This is a genomic window from Geodermatophilus sp. CPCC 205506, assembly GCF_051383635.1.
Classification (GTDB): domain Bacteria; phylum Actinomycetota; class Actinomycetes; order Mycobacteriales; family Geodermatophilaceae; genus Geodermatophilus.
In genome coordinates this window covers 40,828-67,403 of the sequence record NZ_JALPKP010000017.1, presented here as the reverse complement: position 1 = coordinate 67,403, position 26,576 = coordinate 40,828, and the positions used below count along the sequence as shown (strand labels likewise).

25 protein-coding genes are annotated in these 26,576 nt (G+C 74.0%); 20 read left to right on the top strand and 5 right to left on the bottom strand.

Annotated features, from left to right (window positions below; all coding sequences use genetic code 11):
- Positions 1–12: 12 nt before the first annotated feature.
- Positions 13–1,602 carry an FAD-binding oxidoreductase gene (locus MY520_RS11845; protein ID WP_436692300.1) on the bottom strand — a complete coding sequence of 530 codons (1,590 nt, stop codon included), beginning with the start codon at positions 1,600–1,602 and terminating at the stop codon, positions 13–15.
- 144 nt (positions 1,603–1,746) lie between these two features.
- On the opposite strand from MY520_RS11845, the gene MY520_RS11840 reads away from it, so the two are divergent.
- The 10 genes from MY520_RS11840 (at position 1,747) to MY520_RS11795 (ending at position 12,151) form a co-directional block, all read left to right on the top strand.
- Entirely contained in the window at positions 1,747–2,745 is a 999-nt protein-coding gene (locus MY520_RS11840) for an AraC family transcriptional regulator (protein WP_436692299.1), read from the top strand.
- 230 nt (positions 2,746–2,975) lie between these two features.
- Entirely contained in the window at positions 2,976–4,010 is a 1,035-nt protein-coding gene (locus tag MY520_RS11835; RefSeq protein ID WP_436692298.1) for an iron-siderophore ABC transporter substrate-binding protein, read from the top strand.
- Entirely contained in the window at positions 4,007–5,050 is a 1,044-nt protein-coding gene (locus tag MY520_RS11830; protein WP_436692297.1) for a FecCD family ABC transporter permease, read from the top strand. Before MY520_RS11835 ends, MY520_RS11830 begins: the two co-directional genes overlap by 4 nt.
- A complete protein-coding gene (locus tag MY520_RS11825) occupies positions 5,047–6,099 on the top strand; it encodes a FecCD family ABC transporter permease (RefSeq protein WP_436692296.1) in 1,053 nt (350 codons plus the stop codon). Before MY520_RS11830 ends, MY520_RS11825 begins: the two co-directional genes overlap by 4 nt.
- A 52-nt stretch (positions 6,100–6,151) precedes the next feature.
- Positions 6,152–6,988, top strand: coding sequence for an ABC transporter ATP-binding protein (locus tag MY520_RS11820; protein WP_436692295.1), 837 nt, complete (start codon positions 6,152–6,154; stop codon positions 6,986–6,988).
- Between the two features lie 99 nt (positions 6,989–7,087).
- Positions 7,088–7,750, top strand: coding sequence for a GntR family transcriptional regulator (locus MY520_RS11815; RefSeq protein ID WP_436692294.1), 663 nt, complete (start codon positions 7,088–7,090; stop codon positions 7,748–7,750).
- Between the two features lie 227 nt (positions 7,751–7,977).
- The gene (locus MY520_RS11810) at positions 7,978–9,411 is read left to right on the top strand and encodes an MFS transporter (RefSeq protein WP_436692293.1); all 1,434 of its coding nucleotides are present in this window, start codon (positions 7,978–7,980) and stop codon (positions 9,409–9,411) included.
- A gap of 25 nt (positions 9,412–9,436) precedes the next feature.
- Positions 9,437–10,315, top strand: a complete 879-nt coding sequence (locus MY520_RS11805; RefSeq protein WP_436692292.1) for a transketolase — start codon at positions 9,437–9,439, stop codon at positions 10,313–10,315.
- Positions 10,312–11,346 (top strand): transketolase family protein, encoded by a 1,035-nt coding sequence (locus MY520_RS11800; RefSeq protein ID WP_436692291.1) that lies wholly within the window; start codon positions 10,312–10,314, stop codon positions 11,344–11,346. The genes MY520_RS11805 and MY520_RS11800 overlap by 4 nt, the downstream gene beginning before the upstream one ends.
- Positions 11,347–11,389: 43 nt before the next feature.
- Complete coding sequence (locus MY520_RS11795) at positions 11,390–12,151, top strand: SDR family NAD(P)-dependent oxidoreductase (protein WP_436692290.1); 762 nt, start codon at positions 11,390–11,392, stop codon at positions 12,149–12,151.
- A 64-nt stretch (positions 12,152–12,215) separates the two neighbouring features.
- Here MY520_RS11795 and MY520_RS11790 read toward each other — a convergent pair whose 3' ends face one another.
- From MY520_RS11790 to MY520_RS11780, 3 genes are all read right to left on the bottom strand, one after another.
- Positions 12,216–13,061, bottom strand: a complete 846-nt coding sequence (locus MY520_RS11790; RefSeq protein ID WP_436692289.1) for an aldo/keto reductase — start codon at positions 13,059–13,061, stop codon at positions 12,216–12,218.
- A gap of 106 nt (positions 13,062–13,167) precedes the next feature.
- Positions 13,168–14,397, bottom strand: coding sequence for a metallophosphoesterase (locus MY520_RS11785; protein WP_436692288.1), 1,230 nt, complete (start codon positions 14,395–14,397; stop codon positions 13,168–13,170).
- Positions 14,355–15,173 (bottom strand): hypothetical protein, encoded by an 819-nt coding sequence (locus MY520_RS11780; protein ID WP_436692287.1) that lies wholly within the window; start codon positions 15,171–15,173, stop codon positions 14,355–14,357. Before MY520_RS11780 ends, MY520_RS11785 begins: the two co-directional genes overlap by 43 nt.
- A gap of 190 nt (positions 15,174–15,363) precedes the next feature.
- On the opposite strand from MY520_RS11780, the gene MY520_RS11775 reads away from it, so the two are divergent.
- Positions 15,364–16,257, top strand: coding sequence for a helix-turn-helix transcriptional regulator (locus tag MY520_RS11775; RefSeq protein WP_436692286.1), 894 nt, complete (start codon positions 15,364–15,366; stop codon positions 16,255–16,257).
- Between the two features lie 29 nt (positions 16,258–16,286).
- Here the strand turns inward: MY520_RS11775 and MY520_RS11770 are convergent, their stop codons facing one another.
- Entirely contained in the window at positions 16,287–17,174 is an 888-nt protein-coding gene (locus MY520_RS11770; protein WP_436692285.1) for a helix-turn-helix domain-containing protein, read from the bottom strand.
- Between the two features lie 196 nt (positions 17,175–17,370).
- On the opposite strand from MY520_RS11770, the gene MY520_RS11765 reads away from it, so the two are divergent.
- The 9 genes from MY520_RS11765 to MY520_RS11725 all read left to right on the top strand — a co-directional run bounded on the left by MY520_RS11765 (position 17,371) and on the right by MY520_RS11725 (position 26,405).
- The gene (locus MY520_RS11765; RefSeq protein ID WP_436692284.1) at positions 17,371–18,618 is read left to right on the top strand and encodes a multidrug effflux MFS transporter; all 1,248 of its coding nucleotides are present in this window, start codon (positions 17,371–17,373) and stop codon (positions 18,616–18,618) included.
- Positions 18,615–19,151: a cyclophilin-like fold protein gene (locus MY520_RS11760; RefSeq protein ID WP_436692283.1), complete on the top strand. Its 537-nt coding sequence runs from the start codon at positions 18,615–18,617 to the stop codon at positions 19,149–19,151. The genes MY520_RS11765 and MY520_RS11760 overlap by 4 nt, the downstream gene beginning before the upstream one ends.
- A gap of 127 nt (positions 19,152–19,278) precedes the next feature.
- Positions 19,279–20,301: a zinc-dependent alcohol dehydrogenase family protein gene (locus tag MY520_RS11755; RefSeq protein ID WP_436692282.1), complete on the top strand. Its 1,023-nt coding sequence runs from the start codon at positions 19,279–19,281 to the stop codon at positions 20,299–20,301.
- A 20-nt stretch (positions 20,302–20,321) separates the two neighbouring features.
- A complete protein-coding gene (locus tag MY520_RS11750; protein ID WP_436692281.1) occupies positions 20,322–20,729 on the top strand; it encodes a (R)-mandelonitrile lyase in 408 nt (135 codons plus the stop codon).
- Positions 20,730–20,855: 126 nt separating this feature from the next.
- Positions 20,856–22,076, top strand: coding sequence for an MFS transporter (locus MY520_RS11745; RefSeq protein WP_436692280.1), 1,221 nt, complete (start codon positions 20,856–20,858; stop codon positions 22,074–22,076).
- A gap of 66 nt (positions 22,077–22,142) precedes the next feature.
- On the top strand, positions 22,143–22,739 hold the full coding sequence (locus tag MY520_RS11740) for a TetR/AcrR family transcriptional regulator (protein WP_436692279.1): 597 nt from the start codon (positions 22,143–22,145) through the stop codon (positions 22,737–22,739).
- 14 nt (positions 22,740–22,753) lie between these two features.
- Positions 22,754–24,001, top strand: a complete 1,248-nt coding sequence (locus tag MY520_RS11735; protein ID WP_436692278.1) for a glycosyltransferase — start codon at positions 22,754–22,756, stop codon at positions 23,999–24,001.
- Positions 24,002–24,032: 31 nt separating this feature from the next.
- Positions 24,033–25,388 (top strand): FAD-dependent oxidoreductase, encoded by a 1,356-nt coding sequence (locus tag MY520_RS11730; RefSeq protein ID WP_436692277.1) that lies wholly within the window; start codon positions 24,033–24,035, stop codon positions 25,386–25,388.
- 276 nt (positions 25,389–25,664) lie between these two features.
- The gene (locus tag MY520_RS11725) at positions 25,665–26,405 is read left to right on the top strand and encodes a GAF and ANTAR domain-containing protein (protein WP_436692276.1); all 741 of its coding nucleotides are present in this window, start codon (positions 25,665–25,667) and stop codon (positions 26,403–26,405) included.
- Positions 26,406–26,576 lie beyond the last annotated feature (171 nt).

Here is a 26,576-nt window from a genome sequence, read left to right as displayed (position 1 = left end):
GTCGGACGGCGGTCAGAGGTCCTGGCCGCGGTACTTGCGGCCCCAGATCCCGGACTTGCCGGGCGCCATGATCGAGTGGGGGTCGAGGGCGTCCTTGACGGCCTCGTGGAACCGCAGCAGCGCGCCGTCGCCCCAGTTGTAGGTGCCCATCACCTGGTCCATGAGGGCGTTGTGGGTGCGGTACTCCCCGTAGCCCTCGGCGGCGGCCTCGTCGATGAGCACCCGGGCCAGGTCGAGGGTCTCCTGCCGGGCCTGCGCGTCGGTGGTGTCGAACAGCAGCAGCGCGATGTGGTGCATCTCCCGCAGCCCGACGATGAACTGGGCGGCGTAGTCCTTGCGGTACTCGTCGGCCCGCCGGCGCACCATCTGCGCCTGGCGCAGCGCGTCGGCGCCGTCGGGCGCGGAGACCGGCGAGAAGCCGATGTGCCCGCCGTTGGGCACGAACTCCATCAGCTTCATCTCGTCCAGGCTGGGGATGCCGTTGTTGATCCGGTGCCGGTCGTGCAGCACGTGCGCGCCGCGGTCGGTGGCCTCGTCGCGGTCGTGGTGGGTGGCGAAGGTCGACCCCGGCACCTGGAGGAAGGCGTCCTTGATCATCCCGAGGTAGGCGTCGACGACGGGCGGGGGACCGTAGACGGTGCCGTAGAGGTTCCAGTACCCCAGGCCGAGCTCGGACTTCATCCGCTGGATCGCCTCGTCCGGCAGCGGGCCGTCGCCGTCGTGCCACTCGGTGCGCTTCGAGACGACGCCGGCGTCGAGGATGATGTTGCGCAGCACCGGCACGTTCTGCAGCGGCGCCATGTTCACCCGCAGCGGGAACATGATGTCGACGACCTGCGCCAGGTCCTCCTCCCGGTCGAAGGTGATCACGAACGTGGTCGCAGACGGTGGGCGCTGCATGAGCTGGATGCCCATCTTGGTGACGATGCCCAGGTTGGACTGGGTGAACAGGCCGTCGGGGAAGGGCCCGAAGCCGTACTGGAACAGCTGCCAGGTGTCGCTCCCTGGCACGGCTCCCATGCCGGTGCGCATGACGTCGCCTGTGGGCAGCACGACCTCCAGGCCGGCCTGCCACATCAGGTGGTCGCCGTAGGGGGTGTAGCCGACGCCGCGGTCGAGGGTGTTGCCGACCACCGAGCCCCAGCCCAGGTCGGGGCAGTCGAGCATCAGCGACGGCGCGTTGGCCTGCAGGTACTCGTACAGGTCGAAGTACGAGACGCCCGGTTCGAGCAGCGCGTAGCCGTACCTCTCGTTGACCTCGATGATCCGGTTCATCCGCTCGCCGGTGTTCACGACGACGGCACCCGACAGCCGCGGCTGGCCGCCGCCGTAGCCGTTGTTCTTCCCGGTCGAGATGGGGGAGAGCGGGATGCCGAACTCGTTGGCGATCCGGACGATCTCCTGCACCTGCTCGGTCGTCTCCGGGGAGACCGCCGCCGACGCGCCGGCCGCCGGCTCGCTGCCGACCGGGTACGGGTCGCGGTAGCGGGCCAGGTCGCCGTCCTCGGTGGCGACGTACTTGTCGCCGACGACGTCCCGGAACCGGGCGATCGCCGTGTCGAAGTCGGACTCGGACAGCCCAGGGGGCAGCAGACGGGCCACGGGGGACTCCTTCGTCGGTGGCGGGCGGGACGTGCCCGACCCACAGCCAAGGACGGATGTGGCGCCGGCCACAACGGTTTCCCGGCAACTGGTCGCATACTGGCCCGCGACGGTCGTCCGGCGGATCACACCGGTGGAGGCGCCATGACCGCTGCCGGGGAACCGGTCCGCCCGCGGCCGTTGCCGGAGGTGTCGGTCCGCAGCGGCGACCCCGACGAGGCGCGCGACGTGGGCACGCGGGTGTTCCACAGCCACCGGGTCACCGTGCTCGGTGACGCGAGCCGCTTCGCGATGACCCTGGACGCCGCCTCGCTGGGCCCGCTCACCGTCGGCTGGTTGAGCTACGACACCGAGGTGCGCATCGAGAGTGCCCACGACGGCCACTACCAGGTCAACGTCCCCACCGCGGGCACGCTGACCGTGACCAGCGCCGGCCGGAACGCCGTCGCGGGGCCGGGCGCGGCGGTCGTGCACGTCCCCGACCGCGCCGCCGTGTTCAGCGGCTGGGCGACCCCGGCTCCGGTCCTGGCCCTCCGCATCGCCCAGCCGGCGCTCGAGCACGAGCTGGAGCAGCTGCTGGACCGGCCGCTGCGCCACCCGGTCGACCTCGACCTGGGCATGGACGTCTCGACCGGTCGCGGCGCACAGTGGCTGGCCCTGGTCCGGTCCCTGGCCACCGACCTCGCCGACGAGAACGCCCTCGTCCGCCAGCCGATGGTGGCCGCACCGTTCACGCACAGCGTGATGTGCGGCCTCCTGCTGACCGCGCTGCACGAGCACCGCGACGAGCTGGCCGCACCGGCGCCCGCCGCCGGCCCGTCGGTCGTGCGCCAGGCTCGGGACTACATCGAGGCCAACGCGGACCGGCCGGTCACCGTCGCCGAGATCGCCCGCGCCTGCGGCGTCGGCGTCCGGGGCCTGCAACACGGCTTCCAGCGGGCGATGGACACCTCGCCGACCGAGTACCTGCGGCACGTCCGGCTCCGGTGCGCGCACCGCGACCTGCTCCTCGCCGACCCGGCGACGACCACCGTCGAGGCGGTCGCGCAGCGCTGGGGGTTCCCCCACCGCGGCCGGTTCGCGGCCCGGTACCGGCAGCGCTACGGCGTCCCGCCCGCGGAGACGCTCCGGCAGCGCCCCTGAGCGCCGAGCCGGCCACCCGGTCGACGGCGCCGGTGCACTGTGACCGTTTCGTGGTTGTCAACGCAGTAAGCGCACCCTAAGTTTGGTTAGCCAAGCCTTACTAGAGCGACGTGCACCCATGAACGCGCAGCAGGCCGGTCCCCGGCCGCTGCGCGCCTGTGCCTCGCCCACAGCCGGGCCACGACAGCGCGCTGCACCGGGCGGCGCCGCACCACGACCGGAAGGACACCATGCGTCGCGCACCGAGATGGGTCGCACTCCCCACGGCAGCCCTGCTCGCGGGCGGGCTCGCCGCCTGCTCCTCGGCCTCCTCGGCCTCGTCGGCCGCGGGCGAGGCGGAGGGCGCCACCGACGTCACCGCCATCACCGTCGAGCACGCCTTCGGCACGACGACGATCGAGTCGCAGCCCGAGCGGGTCGCCACGGTGCAGTGGGCCAACCACGAGGTGCCGCTCGCGCTCGGCGTCGTCCCCGTCGGCATGGCCGCCGCGAACTTCGGTGACGACGACGGCGACGGCCTGCTGCCGTGGGTCTCCGAGCGGCTCGAGGAGCTCGGCGCGGAGACGCCGGTGCTGTTCGACGAGACCGACGGGATCGACTTCGAGGCGGTCGCCGACACCGACCCCGACGTGATCCTCGCCGGCTACTCGGGCCTGACCCAGGAGGACTACGACACCCTCAGCGAGATCGCCCCGGTCGTCGCCTACCCGGAGGCGCCATGGGCGACGCCGTGGCGCGAGATGATCGAGATCAACGCCGCGGGCATGGGCATGGCCGAGGAGGGCGAGGCGCTCGTCGCGAGCCTCGAGCAGGACATCACCGCCGCCGTCGGCGAGTACCCCCAGCTCGAGGGCAGGTCGACGATGTTCCTGACCCACGTGGACACGGCCGACCTGAGCGAGGTCAGCTTCTACACGCCGTTCGACACCCGCAGCGCCTTCTTCGAGGACCTCGGGCTGTCCACCCCGGCCAGCGTCACGGCGGCCTCCACCGACCCCGAGCAGTTCTCCGGCACGGTGAGCGCCGAGCAGGTCGACGCGTTCGACGACGTGGACATCATCGTCACGTACGGCGACCAGGCGCTGGTAGACGCGCTCAACGCGGACCCGCTGCTGTCCCAGATCCCGGCCGTCAGGAGCGGGGCCCTCGTCCTGCTGCCCGACACCCCGCTGGGCACCGCGGCGAACCCGACCCCGCTCGCGATCTCCTGGGTCCTCGAGGACTACGTCTCGATGCTCGCCGAGGCAGCTGACAAGGGGCAGTGACCACCGCTCCTCCCGTCCCGGCCTCGGGCGCCGCCGTCGTGCGGCGCCCGAGGCCGGGACGGTCCCTCTGGCTGCTGGCCGTCCTCGCGGTGCTCGTCGCCCTGGCGATCGCCTCGATCACGGTGGGCTCGCGGGACGTGGCCTGGTCCGACATCCTCGCCGCCCTGGGCGGGTCCACCGAGAACATCGGGCAGGCGGCCGTCACCAAGCGGATCCCGCGCACCCTCCTCGCCGTCGTCGTGGGCGCGGCGCTCGGCCTGTCCGGCGCGGTCATGCAGGGCGTCACCCGCAATCCGCTGGCCGATCCCGGGGTCCTCGGGATCAACATGGGTGCGTCGCTGGCCGTGGTCGCCGGGCTGGCCTGGTTCGGGCTGTTCTCGTCGACCAGGATCATCTGGACGGCGATCGCCGGCGCCGCGCTGGCGGCGGGGTTCGTCCACGCCGTCGGGTCGCTCGGGCGCGGCGGGCCGACCCCGCTGAAGCTCGCCCTGGCCGGCGCGGCCACCTCGGCCGCCCTCACCTCGTTCATCACCGCCGTCGCCCTGCCGCGCGGTGACATCGCCGAGAGCGTGCAGTCCTGGGAGATCGGCGGTGTCGGCGGCGCGACCTTCGAGAGCATCGGCACGGTGCTGCCGTTCCTGGCGGTGGGGTTCGCCGTCAGCCTGCTCTCGGCCCGCAGCCTCAACTCCCTCGCGCTTGGCGACGAGCTCGCGGCCGGCCTCGGGGAGCGCGTCGCCGTGGCCCGCGGGATCGCGGCCCTCGGCTCGGTGCTGCTGTGCGGCGCCGCCACGGCGGTCGCCGGCCCGATCGGCTTCGTCGGGCTCGTCGTCCCCCACCTGTGCCGGCTGCTGGTCGGGGTGGACCACCGCTGGCTGCTGCCGTTCTCGGCGCTGACCGGTGCCTGCCTGCTGACCGCCACCGACGTGCTCGGTCGCATCGTGGCCCGCCCGGCCGAGATCGACGTCGGCATCATCACCGCGCTGGTCGGCGCCCCGTTCTTCATCGCGATCGTCCGCCGGCAGAAGGTCCGTGAGCTGTGACCGCCGTCGTCGCGCCTGCCTCCTCCACGGTCGACGCCGTCGCCCGGAACCGGGTCCGCCGCGCCGCCCGCCGGCGCCTGGTCGTCGCGGTGCTCGCGGTGCTCGTCGTCGCGACCTTCGCCGTCACCCTGATGGTCGGGCGGACCTCCTACCCGCCGGGGGACGTGCTCCGGGTGGTGCTGGGCCAGGACGTCCCCGGCGCCACCTTCACGGTCGGCCGGCTCCGGCTGCCGCGCGCGGTCCTCGCGGTCGTCGCGGGGCTGAGCTCCGGCCTCGCCGGCGTCACGTTCCAGACGATGCTGCGCAACCCACTGGCCAGCCCGGACGTCATCGGCATCAGCGCCGGGGCGAGCGCCGCGGCCGCCTTCGCGATCGTCCTCCTCGGCTGGAGCGGGACCGCCGTCTCGATCACCGCGATCGTCGCCGCGCTCGTGGTGGCGCTGCTCGTGTACGTGCTGGCGTTCAAGGACGGGGTCGCGGGCACCCGGCTCATCCTCATCGGCATCGGCATCGCCGCCATGTCGAGGAGCTTCATCGCCTACGTCCTGGACCAGGCCGGAGCGTGGGACTTCGCCGAGGCGCTGCGCTGGCTCACCGGCAGCCTCAACGGCAGCACCTGGGAGGCGACGGTGCCCGCCCTGATCGCCCTGGTGGTGCTCGGGCCGATCCTGCTGACCCAGACGCGGGAGCTCTCGGCGCTGCAACTCGGGGACGACATCGCGTCCGCGCTCGGCATCCGCGTCGAGCGCACCCGCATCGTGGCGATCGTCGCGGCGGTGGGCCTGATCGCCTTCGCCACGGCCGCGTGCGGGCCGATCGCCTTCGTCTCGTTCCTCGCCGGACCGATCGCGGCCCGCATCGTAGGACCGAACGGCTCGCTGCTCGTCCCCGCGGCACTGGTCGGGGCGCTGCTGGTGCTCGTGGCGGACGTCGTCGGCCAGTTCGCGCTGGGGACCCGCTTCCCGGTCGGCGTCGTGACCGGCGTGCTCGGCGCGCCCTATCTGATCTACCTGATCGTCCGCACCAACCGCGCCGGAGGTTCTTTGTGAGCGACTCTGCTGGCCTGGCGGCTCCGCCGCGCGGAAGCGAAGGGAGAGCGCTGTGAGCACCACCCACTCGCTGGCGGCGGAGGACCTCACGCTCGGGTACGGCGACCGCGTCGTCGTCGAGGACCTCGATCTCGTCGTGCCGCCCGGCCGCATCACGGCCATCGTCGGCGCCAACGCCTGCGGCAAGTCGACGCTGCTGCGCTCGATGTCGCGGCTGCTGGCGCCGCGCGGCGGGCAGGTCCTGCTCGACGGCCGGGCCGTGCACCGCATGCCGGCCAAGGAGCTCGCCCGCACGCTCGGCCTGCTGCCGCAGTCGCCGATCGCACCCGAGGGCATCACCGTCGCCGACCTCGTCGGGCGGGGCCGCCACCCGCACCAGGGCGTCTTCACCCGGTGGAGGAGGGAGGACGACGCCGCGGTGGCCGCGGCGCTGGAGGCCACACAGACGACGGAGCTGGCCGAGCGCGCCGTCGACGAGCTCTCCGGGGGCCAGCGCCAGCGGGTGTGGATCGCGATGGCGCTGGCCCAGCAGACCGATCTGCTGCTCCTGGACGAGCCGACCACGTTCCTCGACGTGGCCCACCAGGTCGAGGTGCTCGACCTGCTGACCGACCTGAACCGGACCCGCGGCACGACCATCGTGATGGTGCTGCACGACCTCAACCTCGCGGCCCGCTACGCCGACCACCTCGTCGCGCTGGCCGACGGGCGGATCCACGCCTCCGGGGACCCGGCCGACGTGTTCACCGAGGACTGCGTACGCGCCGTCTTCGGTCTCGACAGCCGGGTCATCGTCGACCCGACCTCGGGCAAGCCCCTCATGCTGCCGCTCGGCCGCCACCACGCGGTGGCACCGGTCGACGCGCTCCGCGGCGGCACGGCGACCTGACGGCGGGGCGCCGGCATCGCCACGACGGGGGAGCTGTCGACTGTCGCCACCCTGCTGTCGACACCGCGGCGATAGGATGCGGGCCGACGAGGAGGTGCTGTGAACGTGGAGCCACTGGCCAGCCTGGATCGCAGCACCCTGCGTGAGCGGGCGCTGGAGTCGGTCCGCGCGGCGATCCTCTCCGGTCAGTACCGCCCGGGGGACCACCTCGGCGAGGTGGAGCTGGCGGGCTCGCTCGGGGTGAGTCGTGGCACGGTGCGCGAGGCCCTCCGGCACCTCCAGCAGGAGGGGCTGGTCACCGCCGGCAACCGCGGGATGCTGCGGGTCAACAGTCTGAGCCCGGCCGAGGTGCGGGAGCTGTTCCAGGTCCGGGCGGCGCTCGAGGGGCTGGCGGTCCGGCAGATCATCGCCTCCCCGCGTCGGGACGCCGCCGTCGCCGCGCTGCGGACCGCGCTCGGGCACCTCAGCGACGACGGTGCGGACCCCACCGCGCGGATCGAGGCCGACCTGGCCTTCCACCTCGAGCTGTGCCGGCTGTCGGGCAACTCCATGCTCGTCGAGGCGTGGCAGCACCTCGCCGGCCGCATGCGGGTCGCGATCCTGAACGGGGCGGCGTGGCAGGCGCCGATGATGGCGCGCGACCGGCACGCCCCGATCGTCGACGCCATCGAGCGCGCCGACGTGACCGCCGCCCTGCACGTCGTGGACGAGCACATGGCCTCGGCCGCGGACCGCTTCGCGGAGTCACCCGAGTCCGCCTGAGCTCCCTGCGGCAGGAACGACCCCCCTTCGCTCGCGCGCTGACACCTCCCCGGCCCTCGGCCGGACCTCGTGCTGCCCGGCGGGCGGCCGCCACCAGCGGCGACGGATTCGTCCCGACGTGACCCTTGACACTGTGACGCGGGCAACGCAGACTTCGTCATCAGTTGACTGTTAACAGTCAACCTAACGCGGGGATCCGACGCCCATCCGCTCACCGGAGGTCACCCATGACCGAACGGCACTCTCCAGTCCGCGATCCGCACCTCGAGGAGGTCGCGGCCTGGCACCCGATCGACGGCACGCCGACCAAGAAGAAGGTCGCCGTCGGCAGCTCGATCGGGGCGACGATCGAGACCTACGACTTCATCGGCTTCGGCACCGCCGCGGCGCTGTACTTCAACGACGCCTTCTTCCCCGCGAACGACCCGCTGTCGGGCACGCTGCTGTCCTTCGCGACCCTCGGCGTCGGCTTCGCCGTCCGCCCGCTGGGCGGGATCATCGGCGGCTACCTGGGTGACCGGATCGGCCGCAAGCCGGTGCTGGTCGGCTCGCTGCTGCTCATGGGCGTCGCGACGGTGCTCATCGGGCTGCTGCCCACCTACGCGCAGGTCGGCGTCTGGGCGCCGATCCTCCTCGTCGCGGTTCGGGTCGTGCAGGGGCTCGCGTTCGGTGCCGAGTGGGGCGGCGCGATCCTCATGTGCTTCGAGCACGCCCCCTGGCGCAAGCGCGGCCTCTACACCGGCATCACCCAGGCCGGCTTCCCGGTCGGGCTGCTCCTGGCCAACCTCGCGTTCCTGGCCAGCGTGCCGCTGGGCGGCTCGTGGGCATGGCGGGTGCCGTTCCTGCTCAGCGCCGTCCTGATCGTCGTGGGCATCCTCATCCGGCTCAAGCTCGAGGAGTCCCCGGAGTTCGAGGAGCTCAAGGAGGAGGGCGACCTCTCCAAGAACCCGCTGCTGGAGGTCCTCCGCGACGACTGGCGCAACGTCCTGCGCGCCTTCTGCCTGCGCACCGCCGAGACCGCCGGTTACGCCGTGGCGGTGACCTTCATGCTGTCCTACCTGACCAGCGAGGGCCTCGCCGACCGCGCGGTCACCCTGACCGCGTTGATGGTCGCGGCCGGCATCGGCATCTTCGCGACGGTCTTCTGGGGTGCGCTCACCGACCGGGTCGGCCGGCGGCCGGTGTACCTGTTCGGCACCGCGATCACCGTGCTGTGGGGCGTCCCGCTCTTCCTGGTGGTCAACACCGGCATGGCGACGGCGATCGTCGTGGCCTTCGTCATCAGCTACGCCGTCTGCCAGAACTCCCTCGCCGGCGTCCAGGGCGCGTGGTTCTCCGAGCTCTTCGCGGCCAAGACCCGCACCACGGGGGCCTCCCTGGCCTACCAGCTCTCTGCCGTCGTCTCCGGCTTCACCCCGCTGGTGGCCACCGCGCTGTACGCCGGGGTCGGCTGGGTCGGCCCGGCGCTGCTCTTCACCGGATACGGCCTGCTGGGGCTGGTGGCGACGTTCCTGACCCGCGACACCTGGGGCCCGGTCGAGCGCGAGGAGGTCGCGGCCCTCGAGCGGAGCTTCGCGACGCCGGCCGCGTCGGACGGGGTCCCCGCCCCCCGCACCGTGGCGCACGAGCGCCGGACGACCGCCGACTCCACGACCGACTGACCCGACGACGAGAACGGAACACGCCATGACCGCACTGAGCACGCCGCTGGCAGCGGGGGAGCGCCCCGCCGACCCGACGGAGCGGATCGCACGCATCCGCCAGGCCGCGTACCGCATCCGACGCAACGCACTGGACATGGGGGAGGTGCAGGGGCAGGGCTACATCGGCCAGGCGCTGGGCGTCGCCGACGTCCTCGCGGTGGTCTACACCGACCAGCTGCGCCACCGTCCCGACGACCCGCACTGGCCCGACCGGGACCGGTTCCTGCTCTCCATCGGCCACTACGCCATCGCGCTGTACGCCGCGCTGGCCGAGGCCGGGATCATCCCGCTCGAGGAGCTGGAGACCTACGGGTCCGACGACAGCCGGCTGCCCATGTCGGCCATGGCGTCCTACACCCCGGGCACGGAGATCTCCGGCGGCTCGCTCGGCCACGGCCTCGGGGTCGCCACCGGCATGGCCCTGGGGCTGCGCCACCTCGGCAACCCCGCCCGGGTGTTCAACCTGCTCTCCGACGGCGAGCTGGACGAGGGCTCCACCTGGGAGGCGGCCATGTCCTGCGCCCACCACGGCCTGGACAACGTCACCGCGATCGTCGACGTCAACGCGCTGCAGGCCGACGGGCCCACCGCCGGCGTCCTGCGGACCGAGCCGGTCACCGACAAGTGGCAGGCCTTCGGCTGGCACGCCCTCCGCGTCGACGGCAACGACGTCGCCGCGCTGGTGGCCGCGTTCGACGAACTCCGCGACCACCGCGGCTCGCCCTCGGTGCTGATCTGCGACACCCGCATCGGCTCCGGCGTGCCCCTGCTGGAGAGCCGGGAGAAGGCCCACTTCATGCGGGTCGAGGAACACGAGTGGCAGATCGCCCGCAACCAGCTCGAGGAAGGACTGGCCCGATGACCAGCACCGCTCCCCGCAAGAAGCTCACCACCTCGGCGATGATCGCGTCCTTCGCCGACCCCGGGCAGCGCACCGCGAGCGCCCCGTTCGGGCACGCGCTCAACCGCCTGGCCGAGGAGCGCCCCGAGATCGTCGGCCTCTCCGCCGACCTGGCGAAGTACACCGACATGCACGTGTTCCGCGACGCCCATCCCGACCGCTTCTTCCAGATGGGCATGGCCGAGCAGACCCTGCTCGGGGCCGCGGCCGGCATGGCCGAGGTGGGCCTGGTGCCCTTCGCGTCCACCTACTCGGTGTTCGCCACCCGGCGCGCCTACGACTTCCTCTGCCTGGACATCGCCGAGCCCGGGCTCAACGTCAACGTCGTGGGCGCCCTGCCCGGTCTCACCACCGGGTACGGCCCCAGCCACCAGGCCACCGAGGACCTGGCGATCCTCCGCGGCTGCCCCAATCTGACGATCGTCGACCCCTGCGACTCCGTCGACATCGAGCAGGCCGTGCCGGCGCTGGCGGCCGCACCCGGCCCCACCTACCTGCGGCTGCTGCGCGGCGCGGTGCCCACCGTGCTCGACGAGTACGACTACCGCTTCGAGCTCGGCAAGGCCGCCGAGCTCCGCACCGGCCGCGACGTCGTCCTCATCTCCACCGGGCTGATGACCATGCGGGCCCTGCAGGCCGCCGCCCGCCTCGAGGCCGACTCCGTCGACGTGGCCGTGCTGCACGTCCCGACCATCAAGCCGCTGGACACCGAGGCCATCCTGCGCGCGGCGCGGACCGACCGGCTCGTGGTCACCCTCGAGAACCACACCGTGATCGGCGGGCTCGCGGAGTCGGTCGCCGCCACGCTGGCGTTCGCCGGCGTCGGCAGCCGCGTCGTGCCGATCGCCCTGCCCGACGAGTTCCTCGCCGCCGGTGCCCTGCCCACGCTGCACGACCGCTACGGCCTGTCCACCGACGCCGTCGTCGCCCGGGTCAAGTCCGAACTCGGCGGCGTCGCCTGGCCCGCCGACCCGGTCCCCGCCACCGCCTGATCCCAACCCACCCCCTCGCACCGCCCCACCTCCCGGAGGAACCATGTCCGTGTCCGACAAGACCGCGCTCGTCACCGGAGCCGGCTCCACCCGCGGCATCGGCCGCGCCACCGCCCACACCCTGGCCGCCGCAGGCTGGAACGTCGCCATCCTCGATCTGGACGAGGCCAGCGCGAAGGACGCCGCCCACGAGATCGAGGAACGGCACGGCGTGCAGGCCCTCGGCATCGGCTGCGACATCACCGACGAGACCTCCGTGGAGAACGCGCTGGCCGTCCTCGCCGACTCCCTGCCGCCGGTCGGCGCACTGGTCAACAACGCCGGCATCACCTCGCCGACCCCGTTCCTCGAGGTCACCGGCGCGGAGTGGGACCGCATCTTCGCCGTCAACGTGCGGGGCGCGTTCAACGTCACCCGGCGCATCGCGCCCGGCATGGCCGAGCGCGGCTTCGGCCGCATCGTGTTCCTGTCGTCGGTCTCGGCCGAGCGGGGCGGCGGGGTCTTCGGCGGGGTGGCCTACTCCGCGGCGAAGGCCGCCGAGCTGGGCTTCACCCGGGCGCTGGCCCGCGAGCTCGGACCCGACGGCGTGACGGTGAACGCGGTCGCCCCCGGGCTGATCGACACCGACATCACCGGCGGGGCCCTCGAGGGTGAGCGCAAGGCGCAGCTCGTCGCCGGCATCCCCGTGGGCCGCAACGGCAGCGTCGCCGACGTCGCGGACCTCATCACCTACCTGTGCCGGGAGGAGTCCGGCTACATCACCGGCGCCACCTACGACGTCAACGGCGGCGCGCACATCCACTGACCCGCCGCCGCGGCCCGGACCGGCTGCCCCCGCAAGGGGGTGGCCGGTCCGGGCCCGTCGGCGGTCAGTCGACGCGGACGGTGCCGAGCCGGCTGACCATCGCCGGGTCGCGGTGGTCGAAGAAGGCGCTGGTGCCGGTGTCCATCGCGGCGATGCGGGCCATCTCGTCGTCGGTGAGCCGGAAGTCGAAGACGTCGATGTTCTCGGCCATGCGCTCGGCGCGGACGGACTTCGGGATGGCCACGACGTCGCGCTGGACCAGCCAGCGCAGGACGACCTGGGCGACGGACCTGCCGTGCGCGGCTCCGATCTGGCTGAGCACCGGGTCCGCGAACAGGTTGTTGCGGCCCTCGGCGAAGCCGCCCCAGGACTGGAGCTGGACGCCGCGCTCCCGCATCAGCTCCTGGTCGGCGGTGCGCTGGAAGAACGGGTGGGTCTCGATCTGGTCGACCGCGGGGGTGACCTCGTTGTGCTCGATGAGGTCCACCAGCCGGTCGGGGTGGAAGTTGGCGACGCCGATGGCCCGGCTCAGGCCCTCGCGGTGGAGCTCCTGCATGGCGCGCCACTCGCTGTAGTAGTCCCCGAACGGCTGGTGGATCAGGTACAGGTCGACGTGGTCGAGGCCCAGTCGCTGCAGCGACCTCTCGAACGCGCGGCGGGTGTTGTCCTCGCCGGCGTCCTGGATCCACAGCTTGGTGGTGACGAACAGCTCCTCGCGGGGGAGGCCGCTGGCCTTGATGGCCCGGCCGACGGCCTCCTCGTTGCCGTAGGCGGCGGCGGTGTCGAGCAGGCGGTAGCCGGCGGCGAGGGCCTCGGTGACGGCCTGCTCGGTCTGCTCGGGCGGGATCTGGTAGACGCCGAAGCCGAGGATCGGCATCTGGACGCCGTTGTTCAGGGTGACTGTCTGCATGACGTGTCCTTCTGGTCGGTCGGATGGATGGGGTTCGAGAGGGGGCCGTCGCGACGCCCGCCATCGTCTTTTCGGAGTACTGCGCCCGCCTGGAGCCTCGAGGGCCTCAGCTGCCCGGGGATCGGAGCTCCACGACGGTGATCTCGGGGCGGGCTCCGATGCGCATCGGTGGGCCCCAGTAGCCGGCGCCGCGGGTGACGTAGAGCTGGGTGTCCCCGAACCGGCTCAGCCCCTCGATGGCGGGCTGGTCCAGCCCGATCACGTAGTCGAAGGGCCACAGCTGACCGCCGTGGGTGTGTCCGGACAGCTGCAGGTCCACGCCGGCCGCGGCGGCCTGCGTCACCTGCACGGGCTGGTGGGCGAGCAGGACCACGGGGGTGGCGTCGTCCCGGCCGTCGAGGGCGGCGTCGAGGTCAGCGCCGTGGCCGGGCAGGCCGGAGGCGGCCGCCGTGCGGTCGTCGATGCCGGCGAGGTCGAAGGTCGCGCCGCCGCGGGTGATCGGCACGCGCTCGTTGCGGAGCACGTCGACGCCGAGGGTGGGCAGGTGCCGCAGCCAGGCGCGGGTGTCGACGAAGTACTCGTGGTTGCCGGTCACGAAGTAGACGCCCTGCTCGCTGACCAGGTCGGCCAGCGGGGCCACGTCCTCGCGGAGGTCGTCGACCTCGCCGTCGACCAGGTCACCGACGACGGCGACGACGTCGGGGCGCTGGGCGTTGACCAGGTCGACCAGTCGCTCGAAGCGCCGTCCGCCGAAGGTGCGGGACAGGTGGCCGTCGGAGAAGGTGACGATCCGGAAGCCGTCGAGCGCGCGGTCCAGGCCGCGCAGCGTGACCGGCACCCGGTGGACGACGGGCGCGGCGTCGGCGGAGTACGCCCCGGTGCCGGCGGTGGCCAGGGCCGCGACGCCGGCCGTGGCCGCCAGGCTGCGGGCGAGGAACAGCCGCCGCGACGGGTCGGGGACGTCGGGCTCGGCCGGGGCCGCACCGCGGTCGGGTGCCGGCCCTCCCTCACCCGGAGCCGCACCATCCGCCGCAGGCGGAACGGTCGGCACGAGGTCCCGTGCCGGCTCCGGGGCGTCGGCCGCCGGTGCGCGGCGACGTTCCAGCAGCCCGATCCCCAGCCGCACCGGCTCGAGGACCAGGAGGGCGACGAAGAGGTAGAGCGCGATGCCCAGCCAGCTGTAGGCGACCCAGTCCAGCGCGGTGGCCACGCCGGCCGGCACGAAGCGGCTGACGAGGTCGGCGATCCCGGGCAGGACGGCCAGGACGGCGACTCCCGCGACGAACAGGACGGTCAGCCGGCGCCGGGTGCGGCCGGGCAGCGTGGTCGAGCGCACCAGCCGCCACCAGAAGTAGCCCGGCAGCAGGACCAGCGCGGCGAGCGCGACCAGCAGGAACAGGACGAACGTGACGGACAGCGGAGCTCCCGGGACGAGGGCCGGCGGTGGGCGTGTGCGGGCGACAAGGACTCAGATGGGGATCCCGCGCCGTGCAGTGCGGCGGGGCGGAGGCGGCGGACGAGCAGCCAGGTGGCCGCCGCCAGGGCCAGCGGGACGGCGGCGACGGTCAGCACGTCGCGGACCAGCGGCAGCGCGGCGCCGGCGAGGGCACCGGTGGTGACCAGGGCGATGGACCAGACCAGAGCCGCCGGCGCCGTGCCGCGCAGCATCGTCGCGAGCGGGACACCGGCGGATGCGGCGAGGCGGGGGGCGAGCGTGCGCGCGCCGACGACGAACTGGGCCGTCGCCGCGGCCCGCACCGGCCGGCGTCCGACGGCCTCGCGCCACGGCGTGGTGGTCCGGTCGAGCAGGCGCGTGACCCGCGCCGGTAGGCGGCGGCCGAGGAGGCCGCCGGCCACCAGCGGTCCGCCGTCCGGCCGGCGGCGGACCGCGCGGTGCCCGAGTGCGGCACCGAGCACGGTGGCGGCGGCGACGACGAGCGCGACGAGCGGCAGCGACACCACGCCGACCCCGCCGAGCACGCCCAGCCCGAGGACCAGCGACCCGGCCGGCAGGACGACGCCGATCAGCAATCCGGCCTCGAGGACCAGCACCAGCGCGACCGTCGCCGGTGCCGCGACGGCGCACATGCGGAGCAGGGTGTCGATGTCCACGTCAGCTCCTCTCAGGTCGGGTCGGACGGGAGACGGCGGAACGGGGACCTGCTCGTCGGCCGGGCACCGGCCTCCGCGTTCTCGGCACACCTGCCAGGGAACCCGTCCGCAGCCGGTCGTGGCAGGACCTGCTGATCCACGTACTGGCAGACCACCCCTCAGCGGTGGCGGCCGACCTAGCCTCGATGCCGTGAGCGACCGCAACCGTCCCGAGGTCCGGGACTTCCTCGCCTCCCGCCGGGCCCGGATCAGCCCGCAGCAGGCCGGCCTGACCACCTTCGGCCACCGCCGCGTGCCCGGGCTGCGCCGCGAGGAGGTCGCCACCCTCGCCGGCGTCTCGGCCGAGTACTACGCCCGCCTCGAGCGCGGCAACCTCACCGGCACCTCGGACAGCGTGCTCGACGCCGTCGCTCGTGCCCTGCAGCTCGACGAGGCCGAGCGGGCGCACCTGTTCGACCTGGCTCGTGCGGCCAACGCCTCCCCGGCGAGCCGGGTGCGGCGGCCGGCGCCGCAGCGCATCCGCCCCGGCGTGCAGCAACTGCTCGACGCCATGACCGGCGTGGCGGCCGTCGTCGGCAACGGGCGGGGCGACACCCTCGCCGCCAACCGGCTCGGCCGCGCACTCTTCGCGCCGGTGTTCGACGGCCCGGCCCGCGGCAACGGCGCCCGGTTCACCTTCCTCGATCCGCGCTCGGTCGACTTCTACCCCGACTGGGAGCAGGGCGCGCACTCGATCGTGGCCGCCCTCCGCGGCGAGGCCGGCCGCAACCCCGACAAGGGCCTCACCGACCTCATCGGCGAACTGGCCACCCACAGCGACACCTTCCGCACGCTCTGGGCCGCCCACGACGTGCGACTGCACCGGACCGGCACCAAGCGCATCCACCACCCTGTCGTCGGCGACATGACCCTCGCCTACGAGGTGATGGCGCTCACCGCCGACGACGGACTCGCCCTGAACGCCTTCACCGCCGAGCCGGGCTCTGCCTCCGCGGATGCGCTGGGCCTCCTCGCCAGCTGGGCCGCGACGCTCGACCGGCCGACCACGGACACCGAGCGCGCCCGCGAGCACCACAACGGCTGACCGCGCGGGTCCGGCGCTCCTGCGGAGGGTCAGGAACTCCGGGCTGCGGACTCGGGCTGCACCCGGCCCGGCGTCGCCGCCCAGCTGGCGAGGAGCGCCAGCTTCTCCGCGGACTCGGAACCCGGCTCGGCGGTGTACACGGTCAGGGTGAGCCCCGGGTCGGCCGGGAGTTCCGTCGCGTTGAAGCCGACGGTGAGGTCGCCGACCACCGGGTGGCGGAAACGCTTGGTCCCGGTGTGGTGCAGCCGGACGTCGTGGGCCGCCCAGCGGGTGCCGAACGCGTCGCTGCGGGTGGCCAGTTCGCCGACGAGGTCGGTCAGCGCCCGGTTGTAGGGGTCGCGGCCGGCCTCGGTGCGGAGGATCGCGACGGTCGTGTCGGCGGCCTCCTCCCAGTCCGGGTAGAGGTCCCGGGCGCTGCGGTCGAGGAAGCAGTAGCGGGCGAGGTTCACCGGCTCCGCGGCGCCCTCGTAGAGCGGCGTGTAGAAGGAGCGCCCGAGCGGGTTGATCGCCACGATGTCGAGCCGGCTGTTGCGGACGAACGCCGCAGCCCCGGTCATCGCGTCGAGCAGGTGCTGGACGCTGGGCCGCACCTGCTGGGTCCGGGCCCGGCGGCGGGGCTCCCGCGTGGCGCCGGCCCGGGCGGCGCGGGCGAGGTCGAGCAGGTGCGCCCACTCCGCGTCGTCGAGCTGCAGGGCGCGCGCGATGGCCTCGAGCACGCTGTCGGAGGCGCCGCGCAGGTTCCCCTTCTCCAGCCGGGTGTAGTAGTCGGTGCTCAGCCCGGCGAGCTGCGCGACCTCCTCGCGACGGAGCCCGGGAACGCGACGGCGCTGACCGTAGAGCGGCACCCCGGCCTGGTCCGGCGTGAGCTTGGCGCGGCGCGTGCTGAGGAACTCGCGCACCTCGGTCCGGTTGTCCACGCGATCCACGCTACGGCGCGGCGCACGGCGCAGGGGGGTTCTGTCAGGACCCGGATGACCCGGCCCTGCCACGCGCGCGCGAACAGGGGTTCCCTCGGATGTGCCGGTGCAGGGCCTCACGACGTGGCCGCACCGGACAGACGCCAGAACTGTCACCCGACGACGAAGGACGCGTGTGCCCTCTCCGAGCACCCCTGTGACCGCCTCGAGGCCGGCCTCGCCGGCCGTCGGCCGTGCCCTGGCCGTCGTCCTGAGCCTGCTGACCGTGTTCGGGCCGATCTCGATGGACCTCTACCTGCCCGTCCTGCCGGCGCTGACCGACGAGCTGCGGTCGGCGACCTCGACCGCGCAGCTGACCATCACCGCCTGCCTGCTCGGGCTGGCGGCCGGGCAGCTCGTCGCCGGCCCGCTGTCGGACCGGTTGGGCCGCCGCCGCCCGCTGCTGATCGGCGTCGTCGCCTACGTCGCCGTCTCGCTGCTGTGCGCCGCCAGCCCGACCGTCGAGACGCTCGTCGCCGCGCGCTTCGTCCAGGGCCTCGCGGGCGGGGTGGGCGTGGTCATCGCCCAGGCGGCCGGCCGGGACCTGTACTCCGGCGGCCGGCTGCTGCGCTACTACGGCCGGCTGACCGTCCTCGGCGGGCTCGCCGCCATCGTCGGCCCGGTGATCGGCGGCCAGCTGGCGTCGGTCACCGACTGGCGCGGGATCTTCGTCTTCCTCGCCGCGGTCGGCGCCGCGATCCTCCTGGCCTGCCTGCTCGTCTTCCGCGAGACGCTGCCCGCCGAGCGGCGCGTCAGCGGCGGGCTGGCGCAGACCGGCCGGGACATGCGCCGGCTGCTGGCCGACCGGGTGTTCCTCGGTGCCGTCCTGGTCACCGGCTTCGTCAACGCTGCCCTGTTCGCCTACCTGTCCGGGGCCACCTTCGTGCTGCAGGGCGTCTACGGGCTGTCGCCCCAGGGCTACTCGCTCGCGTTCGGGCTGAACTCCCTGGGCTTCATGGTCTTCGGCTTCCTCGCCGGGCGGATCTCGGAGCTCTGGTCGGAGAGCGGCACGCTGCTCGCCGGGATCGCGATGTGCGGAGCCGGCGCCGTCGGCCTGGTCGCCACCGCGGCGCTGCACCTCCCGCTGATCGTCGTGATCGTGTCGCTGGTCACGATGGTCAGTGGCGTGGCCGTGACGACCCCGCCGGCGACGTCGATGGCGCTGGCCGACCACCCCGACATCGCCGGCACCGCCTCGTCCTTCCTCGGCGTCGCCCGCTTCGCGTTCGGCGGTCTGGCCGCGCCCCTGGTGGGTCTCGGCGCCGGCGTCACCCCGCTGGCCGTGGTCACCCTCACCGCCGCCGCCCTCGGCGCTCTCGCCTATGCCGGAACCGTCCACCGCCCCGCCCGGGCGACGACGCCCGCCGTCGACGTCGATCCCGGCCTGACGCTGGTGAGCCGGTGAGGCACCGCCGCCGGCGGCCGACCGTCGTCGCCGCCGTCACGGCCCTGGCCGCGCTGGCCACGGCGGGCTGCGCGATCGTCGAGGGGCCGTCCCCCGCAGCGGTCGGCACCACGACGAACGGATCCACCGGCCACACCTCCCGGTCCGACATCGCAGCACTCCAGGAGGAACCCATGAGGATCCGGCTGACCATCGCGGATCGGCAGGCCACCGCCACGCTGGAGGACAACCCGGCCGCACGGGACCTGCTGTCCATGCTGCCGGTGACCATCCCGATGGGCGACCTGTTCGGCCGGGAGAAGCCCGGCCCGCTGCCGCGGGCGCTGGCCGGGGACGTCGAGCCGGTCTTCCGCTACCGGGTCGGCCAGGTGGCGTACTGGCCCCCCAATCACGACATCTTCGTCGTCTACGCAGGTGAGGGCCTACCGGTCCCCGGCCCGGGACTCGTCCCGCTCGGCACCGTCGACGACGGCCTGGACGTCGTCGCCGACGCCGGCGACGACTTCGAACTGACCATCACCGCCCTCGACTGAGCCGCCACCCGTGGCGGACGAGGAGTCGGCGAACACCGGCCGGTCGACGGGGCCTCCCCGATGGGCCGTCGCCGAGCAGGCCGTCCACAGCAGCTGACCCGTACCGCAACCGAGAGGAACACCCACCATGCGAGGAGCAGTTCTCCACGCCCCCGGCGACATCCGCGTCGAGCAGCGCCCCGACCCGACGATCGAGCAGCCCACCGACGCGGTCATCCGGCTGGCCGCCACCTGCGTGTGCGGCTCGGACCTGTGGCCCTACCGCGGCATCGAGTCCGTGGACGGCCCGGCGCCGATGGGCCACGAGTACGTCGGCGTCGTCGAGGCGGTCGGCAGCGACGTCACCACGATCACGCCCGGCCAGTTCGTCGTCGGCTCCTTCTTCGCCTCCGACAACACCTGCGAGATCTGCCGGGCCGGCTACCAGTCCCGCTGCGTGCACGCCGAGCTGGTCGGCGCGCTGGGCACCCAGGCCGAGTACGCCCGGATCCCGCTGGCCGACGGCACCCTCGTCGCCACCCCCGAGCTGCCGTCCGACGACCTGGTCCCGAGCCTGCTGGCCGCCTCGGACGTGCTCGGCACCGGCTGGTTCGGCGCCGTCGCCGCCGACGTGCGGCCCGGCACGACCGTCGCCGTCGTCGGCGACGGTGCCGTCGGCCTGCTCGGTGTCCTGGCGGCACAGCAGCTCGGTGCCGAGCGGATCATCGCGATGAGCCGGCACGAGTCCCGGCAGAAGCTCGCGCTGGAGTTCGGCGCCACCGACATCGTCGCCGAGCGCGGCGACGACGGCGTCGCGGCCATCAGGGAGCTCACCGGCGGGCTGGGCGCGCACTCGGTGATCGAGGCCGTCGGCACCCAGGAGGCGATGATGCAGGCCATCCGCGCCACCCGCCCCGGCGGGCACGTCGGCTACGTCGGCGTCTCCCACGACGTGGCGCTGCCCGGCGACGAGCTGTTCTTCTCCGGCGTGCACCTGCACGGCGGACCCGCCCCGGTGCGCCGCTTCCTGCCCGAGCTGATCGACCTGATCTGCACCCGCGAGATCGACCCCGGCAAGGTCTTCGACCTCACCCTGCCGCTGGACCAGGCCGCCGAGGGCTACCGGGCGATGGACGAGCGGCGCGCGATCAAGACGCTGCTCACCGTCTGACCCCCGCAGAGGACCACGCAGTGGAACTGCAACCCGTCCGCCCCACGGTCACGACGCCGGCGTCGAACGTCACCGGCGACGTCTACATGACGCCGATCCACGTCGGCGCCGAGCCGTCGCGGATGACCGTCGCGCTGGTGCGGTTCACCCCCGGCGCCCGTACCAACTGGCACCGCCACGCCGTCGGCCAGACCCTGCACGTCACCGAGGGCGTCGGCCTGGTCGGCACCCGCGACGGCACGGTGCTGCGCATCCGGGCCGGCGACACCGTCGTCTGCCCGCCCGACGAGGAGCACTGGCACGGCGCCGCCGGCGACAGCTTCATGGCCCACCTGGCCATGCTGGAGAACCTGCCCGGCGGCGGTGACCCCACCACCTGGCTCGAGCCGGTCCCGGACGAGCGGTACCGGATCGCCGACCAGCGCTGACCGCTCGGGAACGCCCCGGCGGTCATCCCCGGGGCGTTCCCGCCCGGCAGACCCGCAGCGCAGCGGAGGTCGCCGTCTTCGAGCCCACCCGTGCCTGACGATCCCCGCCCGGAGGGAACCACCCCCATGGCGCCGCCGCGGTCCCCGGTCGTCGGGTTCGTCGGGGCGGCCTGCTCGCTGGCCGCGGTGTTCGCCGCCTCCGGCAGCCCGATCCCGCTGTACGAGACCTACCGCCGCGCCGACGGACTGACCACCGGCGACCTGGCGCTCACCGCGGTCGCCTACTTCGCCGGCGCGATGCTGGCCCTCCTCTCGCTCGGCCGGCTCTCCGACCACCTGGGCCGCCGACCGGTCACCCTGGCCGCGCTGGCCCTGTCCGCGGCCGGCTGCCTCGTCCTGGTCGAGGTCCACGGCGCCGGCACCCTGGTCACCGGTCGGGTGCTGCAGGGCCTGGCCTGCGGCCTGGCCTCCAGCGCCGTCGCCGCCTACGCCGTCGACACCGCCCCGACCCGACCCCGCTGGCTGGCCGCCGCGACCACCGCCGGCGCGCCGATGATCGGCCTCACCGTCGGCGCGCTGGCTTCCGGCGCCCTCGCCGAGTACGGGCCGGCCCCGCGGACCCTGGTCTACCTCCTGGCCGCCGGCCTGCTCGCCGGCTGCGCCGTGCTGGTCGCCGTCGCCCCGGAGACCGTCGCCGGCACCCCCGGGGCTGCCGCATCCCTGCGCCCGCAGGTGCGCATCCCCCCGGGCGCCCGCCGCTTCCTGCCCGTCGCCGGCGCGACCTTCCTCGCCACCTGGGCGCTCGGCGGCTTCTACCAGGCCTTCGGGCCCACCGTGGCCGCCGATCAGCTGGGCACGGCCAACGCCCTGGTCGCCGCCGCGGTGTTCGCCTCGCTGATGGCACCCAGCGCCGTCGGCGGACCGCTCGCCGGCCGGCTGACCCCCGCGACCGCCCAGCGCGTCGGCATGGTCGTCCACCTGCTGGCCGTGGCGGTCGTCCTCACCTCGCTGCGGCTGGGCACCGTGCTGCTCTTCCTGGTCGCCAGCGCCGTCGCCGGCGCCGCGCAGGGCGCGACCATGACCGGCAGCATGCGCGCCCTGCTCGCGCACACCGGGCCGGCCGACCGAGCGGGCCTGCTCGCCGCCGTCTACCTCATCTCCTACGGCGGCGCCGCCATCCCCGGCCTCATCGCCGGCCGGCTGTCCGCCAACCTCGACCTGTTCTCCATCGCCGTCGGCTACGGCATCCTCACGGCGCTGGCCTGCGTCGTCACCCTCGCCGCGGCCCGGAACCCCGCGCCGCGGCCCGCACGCGACGTCGGTCCCATCGAACCCGCGGGAGGGTGAGGCCCCTCTCCGGCGGAGTCCCCGGGGCCCTGGACGGTGGACCACTTTCGCGTTAGCGTGACCAACGTGAAACGGGCGTACCGCCAGACGTCCCGCGCGGAGACCACGAGGCGCACCCGAGAGCGGATCCTCGACGCCACCGACGAGCTCTTCCAGGGCGAGGCGGGCGCGGCGTTCACCCTCGAACAGGTCGCCGCGGGCGCCGACACGACGGTCATGACGGTGCTGCGGCACTTCGGCAGCCGCGACGGCCTGCTCGCGGCCGGCGCCGATCGCTTCCGCGGTCGCCTGCAGGCCGACCGCGACCTCGTCCCGACCGGTGACCTGGACGCCATCACCCGCTACCTCGACGAGCACTACGAGCAGACCGGCCGGGGTCACCTGCGGCTGTATCCGCTGGAGGAGACCCATCCGCCGATCGGGTCCCTGCTCGCGCACGGCCGCGAGTTGCACCGCCGCTGGGTGGTCCGCGTGCTGGCGCCGCACCTCGACGGCCTCGACGGCGAGGACCTGACGCGCCGGACGGCCCTGCTCGTCGTCGCCACCGATCTGCTCACCTGGCGGCTGTTGCGGCTGGAGCAGGGCCTCGACCGCCCGGCCTACCGCGCCGCCGTCCTCGACCTGCTCTGTGTACTGCGTCCGGCGGACCCGCCGCCGGGCTGATCGAAGGGGTCGCCATGAGCACCGTCCTCTGCCTCACCAGTCCCGCCCGCGGCCATCTGTTCCCCGTGGTCCCGGTCCTGCTCGAGCTGCAGCGGCGTGGTTCCGACGTCGCCGTCCGCACGCTCGGGCGGCACGTCGCGCATCTCACCGACCTGGGACTGCGCGCCGCGCCGCTCGACACGGCGACCGAGGCGCTGGTGCACGACGACTGGCGGGAGAAGAGCCCCATGCGCTCGCAGGCCCGGGCGATGGACACCTTCGCCCGTCGCGCCCCGCTCGAGGCGGCCGACCTGCGCGCTGCGATCGCCACGGAGCAGCCGGACCTGCTGCTGGTCGACAGCATGGCCTTCGGTGCGGTGGCCGCGGCGGAGGCGTCCGGCCTGCCGTGGGCGACGTGGCTGCCCTACCCGGCCTGGCTGCGTCGCCCCGGGGTGCCGCCGTTCGGCCCCGGCCTCCCTCCTGCGCCCGGTCCCCTCGGCCGGCTCCGGGACGCCCTGGTCGCCAAGGCGGGCACCGGGCCCGAGCGGCGGCTGACGGCGGCCGTCAACGTCGGCCGGTCCGCCGCCGGGCTCCCTCCGGTCGGGCACGCCGACGACGTCCTGCTGCGCTCACCGCTGGCCCTCTCGCTCACCGCCGAGCCGTTCGAGTACCCGGGCGGCTGGCCGGCGTCCTTCCGCCTCGTGGGCCCGATGTGGTGGGAGCCGCCGATGCCCGAGCCGGCCTGGCTTGCCGCGGACGATCGTCCGGTCGTGCTGGTCAGCACCTCGTCGGAGTTCCAGGACGACGGCGCGCTGGCCCGGGTCGCGGTGTCCGCGCTGGCAGGTCGCGAGGACGTGCTGGTCGTCGTCACGCTCCCCGCCGATCAGCAGCGAGGCGATGACCTGGCGGGGAGCGGTGTCCGGGTCGAGCGCTTCGTCCCGCACAGCGCCGTGCTCCCTCGGGCGTCGGTGGTGGTCTGCCACGCCGGTGCGGGCATCACCCTCAAGGCGCTGGCCCACGGTGTCCCGGTGTGCGCGGTGCCGTTCGGTCGCGACCAGCTGGAGGTGGCCCGGCGGGTGGAGCGCAGCGGGGCCGGCACCCGGCTGCCGCGGCGCCGGCTGAACCCCGAGCGGCTGCGGGCGGCGGTGGCCGACGCCGAGGGCAGGCGGACCCGCGCCCAGGAGGTGGGCCGGGCCCTGCGCGCTGCGGGCGGGGCGCCGGCGGCGGCCGACGCGCTGGAGTCACTCCTGGCCTCCGCGGCGCCCGCGGGCCGGTCGGCGTAGCCGTCACCGTCCCGCGCGGGAGGGGGCGGCCATGCGGGTGGCCGTCGTGGGAGCCGGCCCGGCCGGTCTGCTGATGGGAAGTGCCCTGGCGAGCCGCGGTCACGAGGTCGTCGCGGTGGAGCGCGACTCCGGGCCGCCACGGCAGGGCGTCTGGGCGCGGCGCGGGGTGATGCAGTTCCACCACGCGCACGGCTTCCGGCCGCAGGTGGGGCAGGTGCTGCAGGAGGAGTGGCCGGCGGCGTTCGCGGCGTGGACGGCGCTCGGTGCCGAGCCGATCACCTTCGACGTTCCCGGTGTCGGGCCGGTGCCCGGCGGCCACCGGTCCCGGCGGGACACGTTCGAACGTGCTCTGCGGGCGACGTCTGACGGCGTGGCGGGCTTCGCGGTCCGGCAGGGACACGTGGACGGCGTGGTGTCCCGGGGTGGACGGGTCCGCGGGATCGTCGTCGACGGCCGCCCGCTCGACGCCGACCTCGTGGTCGACGCCTCCGGCCGGTCGGGGCGGGCGGCCGACGACGTGCGCGCCCCCTCGAGGGTGGGCGGTCCCTGCGGGATGGCGTACGTCGACCGTCAGTACCGCCTCCGCGACGGCGCCGATCCTGGTCCGATGGCCAACCCGCTGTTCTGGCGGGCCGACTTCGACGGGTACCAGGCCATCGTCTTCCTGCACGAGCGTGGCCACTTCTCGGTGGTCCTGGTCCGGCCGACGGCCGATGCGGCCCTGAAGGGGCTGCGTCACGCGGCCGCGTTCGACGCTGCGTGCTCGGCCATCCCGGGGCTGGCCGAGTGGACCGACCCGGCGCGCGCACGACCGGTGACCCCGGTGCTCCCCGGTGGCGCGCTCCACAACGTCTACCGAGGGCAGCGGGGGACCGGAGGCGGATCCGGGCTGCCCGGCCTGGTGAGCGTCGGGGATGCGGTGGCGACCACCACCCCGACGGTCGGTCGTGGCCTTGCCATGGCCTTCCCCCAGTGCTCCCGGTTGCTGGCTCTCCTGGACGCCGAGGCCGATCCGGCGCTGGTGGGGGAGCCGTTCGACGCCTGGTGCGAGGACAACACGCTGCCGTGGGTCCGTGACCACATCCGGGTGGACGGAGACCAGATCCGCCGCTGGCAGGGCGGCGACGTCGACCTCACCCGGCCGCTGCCCTCGGACCTGATCCTGGCCGCGGCCCGGGTCGACCGCCGGATCGATCGGGCGGCCCCCGGTTACCTGGGCATGGTCGACCTGCCCTCCTGCCTGGATCCGGTGGAGCCCCTCGCGCGCGCCGTCTACGAGTCCGGCTGGCGCCCCACGCCCGATCCGGGTCCCACCCGCGACGAACTGGTCGGCCTCATCGAAGCCGCCGTCGACCGGGGCGGGCGGATCGCCGCAGACGGGTGGTGACCCCGCTGCTGGGCTCCCCGGGGCCGGATGGCCATGCGGCGGATGCGGCTGAACCGCTCGGGTGCCGCCCTGACCCTCACCCGCAGGGGCCACCGCGCCGAAGCCGCCCGCCACCGCGGTCGCAGCGACCCGCAGGGAGCCGTGCGTCGCGGGTGCTTTCGTTCACTGGACGGTCGGGCCTCGACGGTTCGCTCAGCCGCCTATCTCCGAGACCCTCTCCTTGGGATGCTGCCGTGCGAGGGGAATGGTTAGGCAGTCGGTGGTGAGGGACAACCGATGGACAGCCCGCGGAGCGCGGAGCGGCTGGCGGTGCTGGCTCGCCTCCTGCAGGCCGAGCAGGACGTCGCCGCGATGCTGAAGCTCGTCGTCGACGCGGCCCTGCGGGAGCTGCCCGGAGCTGACCACGTCAGCGTCACGGTCCGGGGCTTCGACGGCGCACCGTCCCGGGTGTGCACCGACGTGGTGGCAGGCGAGCTGGATCAGCTGCAGTACGACACCGGCGCGGGGCCGTGCCTGGCCGCGGTCTCCGAACACGAGGTCGTGCGCGTCGACGACCTGGCCGCAGATCCTCGCTGGCCGGACTTCGGCACCCAGGCGGTGCGGCGCGGCGTCGCCTCGGTGCTGTCCGTTCCGCTGTTCGTCGAGTCCGGTGGCCTGGGTGCGTTGAACCTGTACGCGGCCGCACCCTCCGCCTTCCCCCCGGAGGCAGTACGGGCCGGTGGGCTGTTGGGGACGCACGTGGCGGTCGCGCTGGTGGCTGCACGGACGGCGGCCGGGCTGCGTACGGCCCTCGCGAACCGCGACACGATCGGTCAGGCCAAGGGCATCCTGATGGAGCGGAACAGGATCACCGCCTCGCGCGCGTTCGAGCTGCTCGTCGATGCCTCCCAGCGCAGCAACCGCAAGCTGCGGGAGGTGGCCGAGCAGCTCGCGCTCACCGGTGACCTCACCCGGCTCGGCGTGGTCGACGTCGGCCCGGGAGCACGGCAGAAGAGTCCGGGGCGCCGACCGGCCTGACGTGTCGGCCCTGTGCGGGCGCGGGCTGCAGCGGGGCGCCTGACACTTGCTGCCCGGCCGGACGACCGTCGACGCTGACGCAGGAACTGCCGCCGGACCAGGCCGCGTCGGGCCGCATGCCGCACTGACTGTGCGGGGGCACCGCACGGGGGGACGATGCTGGGGGAGGTA

What these genes read in the sequence shown, in the direction of transcription:
- MY520_RS11840 (WP_436692299.1), top strand. Translation starts at nt 1,747, where the DNA reads ATGACCGCTGCCGGGGAACCGGTCCGCCCGCGGCCGTTGCCGGAGGTG.
- MY520_RS11835 (WP_436692298.1), top strand. Translation starts at nt 2,976, where the DNA reads ATGCGTCGCGCACCGAGATGGGTCGCACTCCCCACGGCAGCCCTGCTC.
- MY520_RS11810 (WP_436692293.1), top strand. Translation starts at nt 7,978, where the DNA reads ATGACCGAACGGCACTCTCCAGTCCGCGATCCGCACCTCGAGGAGGTC.
- MY520_RS11805 (WP_436692292.1), top strand. Translation starts at nt 9,437, where the DNA reads ATGACCGCACTGAGCACGCCGCTGGCAGCGGGGGAGCGCCCCGCCGAC.
- MY520_RS11800 (WP_436692291.1), top strand. Translation starts at nt 10,312, where the DNA reads ATGACCAGCACCGCTCCCCGCAAGAAGCTCACCACCTCGGCGATGATC.
- MY520_RS11795 (WP_436692290.1), top strand. Translation starts at nt 11,390, where the DNA reads ATGTCCGTGTCCGACAAGACCGCGCTCGTCACCGGAGCCGGCTCCACC.
- MY520_RS11790 (WP_436692289.1), bottom strand. Translation starts at nt 13,061, where the DNA reads ATGCAGACAGTCACCCTGAACAACGGCGTCCAGATGCCGATCCTCGGC.
- MY520_RS11755 (WP_436692282.1), top strand. Translation starts at nt 19,279, where the DNA reads ATGCGAGGAGCAGTTCTCCACGCCCCCGGCGACATCCGCGTCGAGCAG.
- MY520_RS11745 (WP_436692280.1), top strand. Translation starts at nt 20,856, where the DNA reads ATGGCGCCGCCGCGGTCCCCGGTCGTCGGGTTCGTCGGGGCGGCCTGC.
- MY520_RS11735 (WP_436692278.1), top strand. Translation starts at nt 22,754, where the DNA reads ATGAGCACCGTCCTCTGCCTCACCAGTCCCGCCCGCGGCCATCTGTTC.
- MY520_RS11730 (WP_436692277.1), top strand. Translation starts at nt 24,033, where the DNA reads ATGCGGGTGGCCGTCGTGGGAGCCGGCCCGGCCGGTCTGCTGATGGGA.
- MY520_RS11725 (WP_436692276.1), top strand. Translation starts at nt 25,665, where the DNA reads ATGGACAGCCCGCGGAGCGCGGAGCGGCTGGCGGTGCTGGCTCGCCTC.